The 12,251-nt window shown below is 36.3% G+C and carries 14 protein-coding genes; 4 read left to right on the forward strand and 10 right to left on the reverse strand.

Going from position 1 to position 12,251, the window contains the following annotated elements; all coding sequences use genetic code 11:
- A partial coding sequence (locus BMX30_RS22855; protein WP_139195434.1) for an ATP-binding protein occupies positions 1-257 on the forward strand: 257 nt, incomplete at its 5' end.
- Between the two features lie 193 nt (positions 258-450).
- Here BMX30_RS22855 and BMX30_RS22860 read toward each other — a convergent pair.
- The 4 genes from BMX30_RS22860 to BMX30_RS22875 are packed head-to-tail and all read right to left on the reverse strand — an operon-like array spanning position 451 to position 3,875.
- The gene (locus BMX30_RS22860; RefSeq protein WP_090750616.1) at positions 451-903 is read right to left on the reverse strand and encodes a hypothetical protein; all 453 of its coding nucleotides are present in this window, start codon (positions 901-903) and stop codon (positions 451-453) included.
- The gene (locus BMX30_RS22865; protein ID WP_090750618.1) at positions 900-1,508 is read right to left on the reverse strand and encodes an ATP-binding cassette domain-containing protein; all 609 of its coding nucleotides are present in this window, start codon (positions 1,506-1,508) and stop codon (positions 900-902) included. The genes BMX30_RS22860 and BMX30_RS22865 overlap by 4 nt, the downstream gene beginning before the upstream one ends.
- Positions 1,505-3,478, reverse strand: coding sequence for a hypothetical protein (locus BMX30_RS22870; RefSeq protein ID WP_090750620.1), 1,974 nt, complete (start codon positions 3,476-3,478; stop codon positions 1,505-1,507). Before BMX30_RS22870 ends, BMX30_RS22865 begins: the two co-directional genes overlap by 4 nt.
- A gap of 55 nt (positions 3,479-3,533) precedes the next feature.
- Complete coding sequence (locus tag BMX30_RS22875) at positions 3,534-3,875, reverse strand: mediterrocin family bacteriocin (protein ID WP_090750622.1); 342 nt, start codon at positions 3,873-3,875, stop codon at positions 3,534-3,536.
- Positions 3,876-4,485: 610 nt separating this feature from the next.
- On the opposite strand from BMX30_RS22875, the gene BMX30_RS22885 reads away from it, so the two are divergent.
- Together BMX30_RS22885 and BMX30_RS22890 are read left to right on the forward strand one after the other, a co-directional pair.
- A complete protein-coding gene (locus BMX30_RS22885) occupies positions 4,486-4,680 on the forward strand; it encodes a hypothetical protein (RefSeq protein ID WP_090750626.1) in 195 nt (64 codons plus the stop codon).
- 389 nt (positions 4,681-5,069) lie between these two features.
- Positions 5,070-5,261: a citrate/2-methylcitrate synthase gene (locus BMX30_RS22890; protein WP_244532700.1), complete on the forward strand. Its 192-nt coding sequence runs from the start codon at positions 5,070-5,072 to the stop codon at positions 5,259-5,261.
- Between the two features lie 277 nt (positions 5,262-5,538).
- On the opposite strand, the gene rlmD is transcribed toward BMX30_RS22890, so the two are convergent.
- On the reverse strand, positions 5,539-6,927 hold the full coding sequence (gene rlmD / locus BMX30_RS22895; protein WP_090750629.1) for a 23S rRNA (uracil(1939)-C(5))-methyltransferase RlmD: 1,389 nt from the start codon (positions 6,925-6,927) through the stop codon (positions 5,539-5,541).
- Between the two features lie 165 nt (positions 6,928-7,092).
- Entirely contained in the window at positions 7,093-7,512 is a 420-nt protein-coding gene (locus tag BMX30_RS22900; protein ID WP_090750631.1) for a VOC family protein, read from the reverse strand.
- 239 nt (positions 7,513-7,751) lie between these two features.
- Here BMX30_RS22900 and BMX30_RS22905 point away from each other — a divergent pair, with 239 nt between their 5' ends.
- A complete protein-coding gene (locus tag BMX30_RS22905) occupies positions 7,752-8,072 on the forward strand; it encodes a hypothetical protein (RefSeq protein WP_244532701.1) in 321 nt (106 codons plus the stop codon).
- A 278-nt stretch (positions 8,073-8,350) separates the two neighbouring features.
- Here the strand turns inward: BMX30_RS22905 and sstT are convergent, their stop codons facing one another.
- The 4 genes from sstT to BMX30_RS22930 form a co-directional block, all read right to left on the reverse strand.
- Positions 8,351-9,589: a serine/threonine transporter SstT gene (gene sstT / locus BMX30_RS22910; RefSeq protein WP_090750646.1), complete on the reverse strand. Its 1,239-nt coding sequence runs from the start codon at positions 9,587-9,589 to the stop codon at positions 8,351-8,353.
- Between the two features lie 354 nt (positions 9,590-9,943).
- Positions 9,944-10,450, reverse strand: a complete 507-nt coding sequence (locus BMX30_RS22915) for a GNAT family N-acetyltransferase (RefSeq protein WP_090750633.1) — start codon at positions 10,448-10,450, stop codon at positions 9,944-9,946.
- Between the two features lie 60 nt (positions 10,451-10,510).
- Positions 10,511-11,533 carry an FUSC family protein gene (locus BMX30_RS22920; protein WP_090750635.1) on the reverse strand — a complete coding sequence of 341 codons (1,023 nt, stop codon included), beginning with the start codon at positions 11,531-11,533 and terminating at the stop codon, positions 10,511-10,513.
- A 456-nt stretch (positions 11,534-11,989) separates the two neighbouring features.
- Positions 11,990-12,238 (reverse strand): group II intron maturase-specific domain-containing protein, encoded by a 249-nt coding sequence (locus BMX30_RS22930; protein ID WP_244532702.1) that lies wholly within the window; start codon positions 12,236-12,238, stop codon positions 11,990-11,992.
- Positions 12,239-12,251: the final 13 nt, after the last annotated feature.

Here is a 12,251-nt window from a genome sequence, read left to right on the forward strand (position 1 = left end):
ATTTATTAATCCTTGATGAACTGGGTTATATCCCTTTGCATAAACAAGGTGGAGAGCTATTATTTCAAGTAATTTCAATGTGTTATGAGACCAAAAGCATCATTATTACAACCAACCTGCAGTTCGGTCAGTGGAACCACGTTTTTGGTGATCCGATTTTGACGGAGGCAGTCATTGACCGGCTGATCCACCATTCTCATCTGGTGGTATTTAACGGCGACAGTCATCGCTATAAGGAGTCATTATTACAAAACTAGCAATATCGTTGACGAGTGGTTTGAATGGATACATTTTTATCTGCCGTTTTGAACATTTTTTGCTTGCCAAATACAATTGGTGATATACTAAAAAAGTGTATACCAAATAACCTTCCGTTAGGCATTTACTGCTTTTTGTAACTAGAGACCATATATAACTTATAAATCCCCTTATACAATTCTACTTACATATCTATTTTATACTCCAAAAGCTTTTAGCTTCAGACATTATCAACTCTAGTTCATTCTTATTATCATTAATTATTTTCTCACTATCTGGATCACTTTCAATAGATCTCAATTTTTCATCAACTTTGATACCCATGACAGATTCACCACTATCACCAACATGTACTAGAAGTCCATATTCAAAACTGTCATCAAAAACGGATGGCCAAATAATGATTGAATTATCCGTGTCCAAATTCGTAATAGTTAGATTTCCAGCCCATGTTAAGTAACTTGGCTTGACAACATAATAGGAATATCCATCCTTTTCTAAAAAGAAATCGTTATGCTGATCTTTAGGTATATTTTCTGTCAATTGATTATAGGTGGTTGATACTGAAAAAAACCAAACTAAATTCCATATTATAAACAGTACACAAAGCACTAATAACCCAATAATCCATTTTCTTTTTTTCACAAATAAACCACCCTTTTAAACTGACTCTTCACGAATTCATCATGAGTAACGAGAATAACTGTTTTTCCCTGCTTATTCATATTTTTTAAAATGTCCAAAACGATTCTGGTATTGACTTGATCTAGGGAACCCGTTGGTTCGTCTGCTAATATCACATCACATTTTTTTAACATGAGTCTCGCCAATGCAACTCTTTGCTGTTCTCCCCCTGAAAGGGTGTAGATTTTGTTTTCTATTTTGTCCTCCAAACCTACAAATCTAAGTGCATCTTCGATTGACAATTCAGTTCGGGAACCCTTACGAATCATTTTAAGATTTTCCTTTACAGTTTTATTATCAACCAATGCAAAATTCTGAAATAAAAAACCCACTTTTTCTCTAAAATATTTAAGGTGTACTTTCCTTTTACTTACATCTAACCCATCAACAATTATTGTTCCTGAATCAAATGGTTCCAATGCACCAATCATGTTTAATAGTGTTGTTTTACCACAACCGCTTGGCCCAGAAAAAACAACAAATTCTCCATCCTCAATTACAAGGCTAAATTTTGAAAACAGCAAGTTACTATCATATTTCTTCAATAAATTTCTTATTTCTATCATAGATTGCCACCCTTTAGAATTTTAGGAACTTGCGCCCTTTCGACCTTAGAAATACAATAAATAATAGTGAAAATTTCTAGCAGTAATATGATAAATCCTCCTGCTAACACACTTTTGACCTCGCTTAATCCAAAGTTCGAACCTACCAAAGCAGAAATCATTGTACTCATAACTGTAATAATTATTGTCAAAAAAACTAACCTCTTGTTTTTCTCAATCATGCTATGACCAAGAATTTTTTTAACAGAAAACTCCAAAGCATGTAAATTATACTCTAGTCTTATAACCAAACTCAAAATCAAAAACTCTAAAAATAATATTAATACACTAAAAGCTATATTTATATATAAAATCCTCTTTGCCTTTTTTAACTGGTGTTTGTAGTTTTCATAAACATTAGTATTAATAATAATTTGATCAGTAAGTTGATTTTCTTTTATAAAGCGTGTTAATTCGCTATCTGTAGATTTATACATGGTTACTAATAAAAAACTTTTAAAGTCTGTTCCTAAGGGTTCATTAATGTTATTAGCTGGATAGTTGTTTAGAAACACAATTGGATTTTTAACCATCTTAGTTTCATAAACATCTCCCTTTTTCATTTTTATTATTTCAATATTTTCATCATAGTAAATAATAGAATACTCACCGTACGAAGGACTTTTATTTTCATTTTTAAAAATTCTCTCAATCTCATATAATGTGTTAGGCTCATCCCTTATTTTACTAGGGACTAGAAAGTAAAATGGTTTATCCAGTTTCTTATTTCTGAGTACACTTATTTGTTCTGATAAATAACCTAATGAATTATTATTTGTCTGTATTACTTCAGATTGAATGCTCATGGAATAATCCATTTCAAAGAGAACAATCGGGTTGAAATTATTAAAAAAGTCTCTGTAAAACTTTTCATTTATAATAGCATCTTCATCAGTCATGGGATCTATCGAACCATCACTATGCTGTATAGGTAGATAGCCAAATTCAATATAATTATAATCAGCATGCTTCTCGAAAAAATCCTTTTGTTTATATAGATTTAGTGACTGAGATATGACAGCAAAATTACTAGAAAGAATAAGTACAACTAAAATTATTGAAAATGATTTTAATAAATATGTAATAGTTAAAATTTTCTTCGAATTTACACCATTAGAGAAAGCTACTTTTAAACTTTGAAAGTAAAAATTAAAATATAGTACACCGTTTATAATAAGTAAAACGCATAACATTATTATTGAAATATTAAGATTATATGTAACTTCAGTATAGTTTGATAAAAATAACATTTGAAGACAAAAGAAAATTATAATCACAATTGAATCTATCAAAATATTGCCCGTTATAATTTTACTAATTCTTTCTCCAAAAGAAACTCTAATCATGACTTCTTTTTTTTGATAATTTATATCATAAATAGTTAGTAAGGCAGTTACAAAAATAATTATAACCCAAATTGAAATTGCCAAGTTTCGCTGTTCATTATCAACAAAGCCAGCCTTTGGGTGATTTCCAGCATATTTATTAATCAAATCCATTTTAAACTGGTGAATATTTCTTTCATTACCGATTAAGTAATAGTTCCTGATATTACCAACACTTTTTAAATCTTCAATTTTTTCAAATTCAAAACTCATATCTCCTAAGAAAAGGCTCGAATATCTTTTCTCAAAAATTTTGGACTGCTTGTTGATACTTTTTTCTGCATTCTTAGTTCCATAAATAGTATATTTTGAATAGAAAATACTAAGGGGTGAGTATTCGAAAACAAAAAAATCAACAGAATTTTTTTTTGCAGCCACTTGTACATCATGGAGCATTTCGGCATCTCTTATCCCTTTTTGAGGATATATAGTTGTGTTGGGATACTCATTATAAAAATTATTCAATCGAAACATATAACTTTCTCCGACAGCTATTAAGGCAACAAAGATTAAACAAAAAATTACTACATGCTTAATTATTTTCAAAATCCCACCCCTCATTTCTACTTTAAATTTTTACTTATTGTATAGAACTTATCTATCAATAACTATAACTGTAAGTTACTGTATTACCACTATGTCTAACTTCCGCAGCATAAAGCCCCAAAAGTGGATTCCATGAAGCATTGTGTGTACCGTTTGCATTTTTCAAATTCGCATTGATTTTTTTAGATGGATGGAAAGCATGAACAAAATCTTCATTAATCAATAGTGTATTAAATCCATATTTAAAAGAACCAGTTGAAGCTACTGTTATTTTTTTCGACCATTTTGCTGTGAAATTATTGGTAACAGTTATACTGTCTCCTGCTGCAGATGCAGATGAACCAAAAATGCCTAGACCTAAACACAAACAAGCAACTAAGAGAATAGCTTTTTTCACCTTAAATTCCCCCTGAATTTCCAATTTTTGTATAACATTCCATAATGTTCTTGATGATTATACCACATTTGTTAAAAATTACTATACTAATAGAATTTTAGTGCACGAAAAAATTCATATTCAGTGGAAAGAAAAAATGAAGTAAAAGAAGAGATGATAAAATAGTAGATACTGCGTTTTAAATAAAAATCACTTTGGATATCAAAAAAAATTCCTTTAAAAAGTTGCATACAGTAGCAGCAAATCAAAGGAGCGTCATTTATAAGGGATATGGTCAGTGTCACCGTGGAAGAAGGGGGATTTAAAGTTTTTAATCTAGGTTATCGTTGTGAAAATAACACTTGCGATAACAATTCTGTTTACCGTTCTACGGATGCAGAACAGTTTAGTATGAAACACATCACCTATGGCACGGATATCATTGCACACATTGGAAACTTGCGCTTCAAAGAACATAAAACCCGTTCGGAAATCACCACTATCCTGTCTGAGAAGCAGGTGAAAATATCAAAAAGGCAAGTTCAATAACTGTACGAACGTTACGCTTTACTACTTAGATCAGCGATTCAGGATAATATGAAAGATACTCTGAACAAAGTTGTTGAACAAAGTGGCTGAACAAAACGGTGGCCTTATCTTATCCATTGATGGTGTTCAACCTGAAATAGGAAATGAAACATTATATGTCATACGAGAGGTCTTAAGTATGACCATTTTGGCAGCATACAATTTAAAGAGCAGCGCCTCTCAAGAATTGATTGGAATCATTCAACCAATCCTTGATTGGGGATACCCAATTAAATGAAAGTACGGCTTTTTTTACACAAACTCTATCGTTCTGCAATCCCTAATTAAAAACATTTTACGTCTTTGCGATAAAGGCTGAAAGGTTTCATTAAAGTAACCAAATCCTGTAAATGAGGTTGGTTAACTAATGTCACACTTTAAAACTAAATCGAAATCAATAAAAGAAATACACTATATTTTAACAATTACAATGGAAAATTTTAAAAATAGATAATAAAAAAGGAAGCCCCCAATCAAACAAAGCATATAAAACACGCAGCGCCTCCCGGTACTATGAAAGTATCAAGGGAGGTGCTTTTCAAATGCCGGATCAAAAACTTACGATTGTCCCCGTTACATTAGATGTCGAAAACAAAGTATCCTATTCACTACTTCATCAACGATACAATGTTAGATGAAATAGGGACTTTAGACAATATAGAGCCATGGATAATAAAAAAGATAGAAAATGGCGAAAAGCTTATGGGTTTTGGTCATAGGATTTATAAAACCAATGATCCTAGAGCTGATGCCTTAAAAGAAGTAGCAGAGAATTTAGCCGGTGAAAGTGACTGGTTTGATCTTGCAGTTGCACTGTAAGCGTCAAACTATGCCCACATGGTTTGACGCCTTTTTATATGTGATAATCTCCTAGAGATCAAATGTTATGGAGGTTTTGCTATGAAGAGATCTGATCTTAGAGTTGAATGGGAACAACGGATTGCTACCTTTACGGCCAGCGGACTGAGTGCTTAGTGCTTAGTGCTCAGTGCCTGTCACAACCCGATATATGTCATTTCTTGTCGACTCTAGGTTATACAGTCTTAAATTTAAAATGGCCCAGTCAAGTGACTGAGCCATTTTGTATTTTATTTTGCTAATCCTTACGAACAAGTTGCGACACACACTCCACATGTGTCGTATGCGGAAACAAGTCAACTGGTTGAACGACTTCTAACGTATAACCAAATTGCTCTAGTTCTTTTATATCTGTGGCAAATGTTTCGGGATTACATGAAACGTACACAATGCGTTCTGGCTTGGCACGGCCAATTCTTCTCATGACTTTTCCACCTGCTCCTGACCGAGGAGGATCGAGCAATAACAATTCAGGTGTCCCAAAAGTTTCTAATACTTCGTCAATCCCTTTGCGCGCATCCTTTGCTAGGAAATAAGTATTGTCTAGGCCATTATCAAGCGCATTTCTTTTTGCTGATTCAATAGAAGTCTCGACAATTTCAATTCCTGCCAGTTTCTCTACTCTGCTTGCAAACGGCAGTGAAAATGTTCCTACGCCACAGAAAAGATCAATCATTTTTTCACTTTTCTTTGGTTGTGCCATTTCAATCGCGATGTCGACTAATTTCTGGGCTTGTACAGGATTCGTTTGGAAGAAGGTATCAAACCAAAGACGGAAACGATAGCCATCCATTTCATCGTATATAAAGTCACGGCCAGCTAGTAAATGCTTCTTTTCTGCTTGAGTACGGTCTGCCCAATCCGTGTTTTCTAACCACATTAAGCTTTTCACTGCAGGGAACTTTTCACCAATCCGCTTAACTAAATCATCCGCTGCCTGCTTTAAATGCTCTTCTGGCGATTCTGTTGCAAATAAGCCTAGCATAATCTCCCCTGTTGCGAATGATTGCCTAACCATTAAGTGGCGAAGTAACCCTTCATGTAAGTCTTTGTCATATCCCTTTAACTGATGGTCTTTCACCCATTCAGCCACTTCCATTGCCGCTTCAACCATTTCTTTCCCTGCGATCAAGCAAGTCTCAAGGGAGATAATTTTACGGAAATTGCCTTGTTCATGTAATCCAAGGGATCCATCAACCGCGAAGGTAAACTCCATTTTATTACGATAATGCCATGGATTCTCGGCACCGATTGTATCTTGAACAAGTTCAGGATTGAACCCTTGCGCTTCAATCATCTGTTTTACATGGGAAGTCTTTTGATTTAATTGAGCATTGTATTCCCAGTGCTGCCAGACGCATCCGCCGCATTTTTCAAAATGTGGACACTCAGGTCCGATTCGATCAGCATTCATTTCGATGATTTCTTCAGGCATTGCCTTTCTTCTTTTACGATCTGGCTGATCCACTGTTACACGTACTTGTTCACCTGGTAGTGTTTGTGGAATCGTTAGCTTTAACTTTTTCTTATTTCCTAGTTCATTTTCACGCCATACAACAGCCTGTCCTGAACCTTTTTCATCTAAATGATTTATTTCAACAACCATTGTTTCTGCTTTTATAGCCATCTATGTTTAAACCTCCAACAAGTTATATCTCTAAATCCAATAATCTCATAAAACTCTAGTATAAATCAGAAATCAAGATTTTTATATGAAAACTTCTTAGTAGATATTAACAGAAGGAGATTATCCACTTAGACCAACAGTGGAAACCGAGTATCTTCATCTTCCTTAGGTAACGTCTGGGTAATCACAATACTCAATAATGGTCCCTTCTGTATCAGCCGGATTCAGATAGATTAACCGTCTTCCATGTTTGTTCGTCCGTAATGTTTCCGCTAATACTCGAATCCCTTGTTGTTCAAGTTCAACTAAAGCCGTATCCAAGTTTTCCACGCGGTAGGCAATATGGTGAACTCCCTTCCCCTTTTGTTTGATAAACCGGGCGATTGGTGATGTATGATTGTTTGTTGGAGCTAGTAACTCAATACGGTCTCCATTGACCTCAAGGATCGTGACTTCACTTTCAACGCCAACGGCTTCACTTACGTATCGATCAATCAATGTTCCACCAAGAACATTCACATAAAAATTTATGCTACTTTCCATATCGCGGACAGCAATCCCGATATGATCTATTTTTTTCTCCATGGTACCTCCTGTATATACGGTAAAGATTCGTTTATTTTAACATAAAAAGTTTGTTTCCTTAGGTGATGGCTAGGCGAAGTTTATAAAAGCATAGCAAGAAGGTACCGGACATACTGGAGAAATAGTCAATAATCACCTGCCGAACGTTGTCGTGCTTCCCGTTCGGGATAATCTATATTTTTTATGTTAATATCAACTATAAGAATCATTTATTTATATAAAAAGATGGGGTGGAATGTTTGGAACCAAATACTCAAATGTCCCATAAGACGGAACTAACTACTAAAAAAGAAGGAAGTTTGCGAAATCTATTTTATGGGATCGGGCTATTTATCTTTGCGGGATTAGCTTTAACACTTGTAACAAATCCAATAGCTTCGTATAAAGCAAAAGAGTTTTTACTATTTATAGTAGGAAGTGCGGTTCTCTATTTTTTATTAGTGAGTGTCTACTTTATTGGGGGATTATGGAGAAAGGTATTTTATATAAGTTGCCTTCTACTTTTTGGTTTTAGTTTATTTATGATTTTTTATCTCGCAACTCATGGGACAGCGCATTAATTTTCTTTTTTCAATGACCTAGGCTCTATTACAAAAGTATGTTGATTTCCGCTCCATGCGCTTGCTTTCCGCGGGGCGTGCGGTGAGCCTCCTCGTCGCTTCGCTTCTGCGGGGTCTCACCTGTCCCGCTGCTCCCGCAGGAGTCAAGCGCCTTCCGCTTCAATCAACGCTTAGCAAAATTAACTACCCCTTTAACAGAGCTCTGTCTTAAATAATAAAGAAAAAGACTAGGAACTTTTCTAAGATTCCTAGTCTTTTTCTTTATTCTTTCTATATTATTAGGCGGTTTTCGGAATCTTTACTTCTTTTCCTTCTTTGCGCAATTCTTTGTATTCTGCTGCAGCTGTGAACACGACGTCGGTAGAAGAGTTGAGAGCTGTTTCAAAGGAATCTTGTAGGACACCGATGATAAAGCCGACTCCAACAATCTGCATCGCTACTTCATTCGGGATTCCAAATAAGCTGCTTGCTAGGGGAATCAATAATAGAGATCCACCAGCTACCCCTGAAGCACCGCATGCACTTACCGCAGCCAACACACTTAGAAGAATCGCTGTCGGAATATCCACTTGAATACCTAATGTATGAACCGCTGCAAGTGTCAAAACAGAAATCGTAACTGCCGCCCCAGCCATATTAATGGTTGCGCCGAGTGGAATTGATACAGAATAAGAATCTTTGTTTAAACCAAGCTTCTCACATAATCTCATATTGACAGGAATGTTTGCTGCTGAGCTTCGTGTAAAGAAGGCGGTAATTCCACTTTCTTTAATTGCTGTAAATACGAGTGGATATGGATTTCGGCGTACCGTTGCAAATACTAGGATTGGATTTACAACAAGGGCCACAAACAGCATACATCCAATTAGAACCGCAAGTAATTTTCCGTAGCCTAGCAAAGACTCAAGTCCATTTGTCGTGATGGATTCGATGACAAGACCCATGATCCCAAATGGAGCAAATTTTATCACCCATGTAACCATTTTTGATATCGCTTCGGAAAAGCTGGAAATTAAAGTCTTTGTTGACTCAGGAGCATTTCTTAGTGCAACTCCAAGAAGAATTGCCCATGCTAAAATTCCGATATAATTCGCGTTCCCAATCGCACTCACTGGGTTATCAACAACATTTAACAATAACGTTTTTAAAACTTCTACAACTCCGCCTGGAGCAGCCAAACCCTCAGCACCTGTTGCAAGAGTTAAGCTAACAGGAAAGAGGAAGCTTGCAACAACAGCTACAAGCCCTGCTAAAAAAGTACCTGATAGGTAAAGGGCAATCACTGTTTTCATATTAGTTTTCTGACCACTTTTGTGTTGAACAATGGCCGCCATGACTAAGAAGAAGACTAATACCGGGGCAATTCCTTTTAAAGCTCCGACAAATAAGGATCCTAAAATGACAACCGGCTTTCCTACTTCTGGAGCCAAAACAGCCAAGAGAATCCCAACCACCAAACCTACAACGATTTGTTTGACCAGACTCAATTGATTCCACATTTTCCATAGACTCTTCATAAATACTCCCCCAAAGTTTCTTAATAATTTTATTTGTGAATATAGGGCATTCGTTGGGATGCCAAACGACTTTTCCCTTCTTTGGATGACCACCCTTGTCGTCCTCCAGGGGAATACAACTGTCTTTCTGTAATAGATTATAGGAGTTATTTCGATATTTTACAATATTATTATTTAAATAATAAAATGTTTTAATAGTTTAAATGTTCAGTTATTTATATTTAAATAAACTCATTGGATAAATGAGCTATATTCTATAAGAGTAAATATAGAAAAACTAACAGCAGGGACTCCAAAGCCTTCGCTCGCACATATAAAAACGAGGGCAGTGTGGCCTGTCCCTCGTTTCTCCCCTTAGCCTCTATAGCTTAGTGGTCTTGAATAGCGTAACGAAACTTGCTTTTCATTTGTCTCGGTCCATGTCGTCTTTTCCTCGTGGAATACAAACTTTCTTGCTTCATAAAAGGGAATTCCTCGTTGATTGCCCTTTTGAACGGATACCCATTGCTCTGTTGCTCCCTGAACCAACTGCTGTTGGGAGAGCGCCTCAAGAAGCCTTCTTCCGATCCCTCGATATCGATAGCTTTCATCAACATAAAGGACAAAAACCTCCCCAACATGTGGGCCAGTCATTCCACCTCCAATGACTCCGACCACTTCGGAGTTGACTAGCGCTACATGTGAATAGGCCCCTGACGTTATATCCTTACACACGCGATCAAGATTGTACCAAAATTCAACATTTTTCTTTTGATATTCATCGCTTAGTAACCCTTCAACTGTTTGTTTCCAACCAGTACTACAAATTGTCGCAATCGCCTCTGCATGCTTGAGATCAGGCTTAACAATCGTTATATTCAATTCTTCCACCTCTATTTATATGTAAAAAATTCACCCCACCTCGCAGAGAACGAGGAAGCACTAGAACCGTCCCCTTTCTAGTAACTGATTTAATCTGTTTAGGTGGAAGGTATAGTCTACAATCGATGAGGTGATGATCATCAACCGCAGTTTTTGCTCTTTGTCTTGATGATAGACCTCGAGGACTTGGTCGAAAAATTCCCCACTATTTTTTAGTACCTCGTCGTCCCCATGTTGTTCCTTCACTTTTCCTTGATATTTTAATAATAGGTATTCATGATAATTAACTAATTCTTCGATATGTTCATCAAAGAGCTGGTTATCTTCCTTATTCGTTCTGCTTTGAAAATAGTGCTCTTCAATATTTTCTAAAAGTTGTTCCCCCTCTTGCAAGGTTTTCAACATTTGCTTAAAGATGACTACTTCTCTTGCATGCATTTCGTTGACTTTCCCTAACTTTCCTAGCTTCCCACGTTCTTCATCAAACATCTGGTATTGGTTTTCTAATTTCACGATGTCCTTTTTCAATTTTTTACTCTGATCTTGAAATGATGTTTCTGTCATTTCATTTGATACCGCTGTCCTTAGCAGTAAGGACAGGCTTTGGAAGGTCGCTCGAACACTTTCAAGATATTTTTCTTTGTACTTTGGTGGCAGAATGGTTAGGTTTACAATCATCGCAGAGCCGGTACCCACCATGATAATCAAAAAGCGATTTAAGGTAAAAAGAAAATCCTCATTCCCTGGCGCACTCATTATGGCTAACACAGTAACCAGTGTCGTCGGAATCGTATTTTCCATTTTTATTTTTAGGCTTAGGGAGATGACGAGAATGATCACGAGACCAATCGTAATCGGGTTGTCTCCTAAAAAGGTAATCGCGAAAAGGGCAACAGCTGCCCCGAGTGTATTGGTCATCACTTGATCTAGCATCTGTTTCCATGTTCGGTAAATCGAAGGTTGAATCGTCAGGGTTGCCGCTAGCGCTGCAAAAATGGCTGGCTCCAATTGAAAGGCCGAGCATAAATACAAAGCCATCGTGACCGCAATCCCCGTTTTTAGAATTCGTGGACCTATGTTCACTTTTAACCTCCTCATTTTAAGTCTCATTAATAATATGAAAATAAAACTTCTAGATAATATGTAGTCAGCATTCATCCTAATTATAAAATACTTTGTCTCTTTAGTTAAACACATCTAAGATAAGGAGAGGCAATATTCTGTTCCTTGCATTAAAAATAGCTCAGTTTAGTTAACCGAGGTCAGAGTAGACAAACTCGTAAAAAATCTAGCTTGCCTATAGTCTTTTTTATTTTGACTTGAGGTAAAAAGGGGCTGTTGATTTCCGTTCCAGGCGCTTCGCTTTCCGCGGGGCTGGCGGTGAGCCTCCTCGTCGCTAATGCTCCTGTGGGGTCTCACCTGTCCAGCTAATCCCGGTCGAGTAAGCGGGAACTTGTTTTCTAGTATAGATATTAAGTTCCTCACTCCTCACAGAACCGTGCGTGCGGTACTATCGCACACGGCTCTTCCTATCATCATTCACAGAATATAGTTAATATTTTTCTTCAAATCATATATGTTTACTTTAATTCTGGGTCTAGGCAACGGATATTTACTAAGGAATAAATTAAATTTATCCCAACTGAACGATTTCCTTTGGCTTCTTCTATTCATCCATTTGAACAATATCCGCTTAATGCTGTCTAAGAAGTTCGCCACTTCCTGTAAATTGTCCGTGATACAGTAGTAGTTATAGTAACCTTTGAGGGACCGATTCAACCTAACCATAATATCTCTAATG

Origin of the sequence: Mesobacillus persicus, from assembly GCF_900109925.1 — a bacterium.
Lineage (GTDB): Bacteria > Bacillota > Bacilli > Bacillales > Cytobacillaceae > Mesobacillus_B > Mesobacillus_B persicus.

What these genes read in the sequence shown, in the direction of transcription:
- sstT (WP_090750646.1), bottom strand. Translation starts at nt 9,589, where the DNA reads ATGAAGAGTCTATGGAAAATGTGGAATCAATTGAGTCTGGTCAAACAA.
- BMX30_RS22890 (WP_244532700.1), top strand. Translation starts at nt 5,070, where the DNA reads ATGTTAGATGAAATAGGGACTTTAGACAATATAGAGCCATGGATAATA.
- BMX30_RS22900 (WP_090750631.1), bottom strand. Translation starts at nt 7,512, where the DNA reads ATGGAGAAAAAAATAGATCATATCGGGATTGCTGTCCGCGATATGGAA.
- BMX30_RS22865 (WP_090750618.1), bottom strand. Translation starts at nt 1,508, where the DNA reads ATGATAGAAATAAGAAATTTATTGAAGAAATATGATAGTAACTTGCTG.
- rlmD (WP_090750629.1), bottom strand. Translation starts at nt 6,927, where the DNA reads ATGGCTATAAAAGCAGAAACAATGGTTGTTGAAATAAATCATTTAGAT.
- BMX30_RS22930 (WP_244532702.1), bottom strand. Translation starts at nt 12,238, where the DNA reads ATGGTTAGGTTGAATCGGTCCCTCAAAGGTTACTATAACTACTACTGT.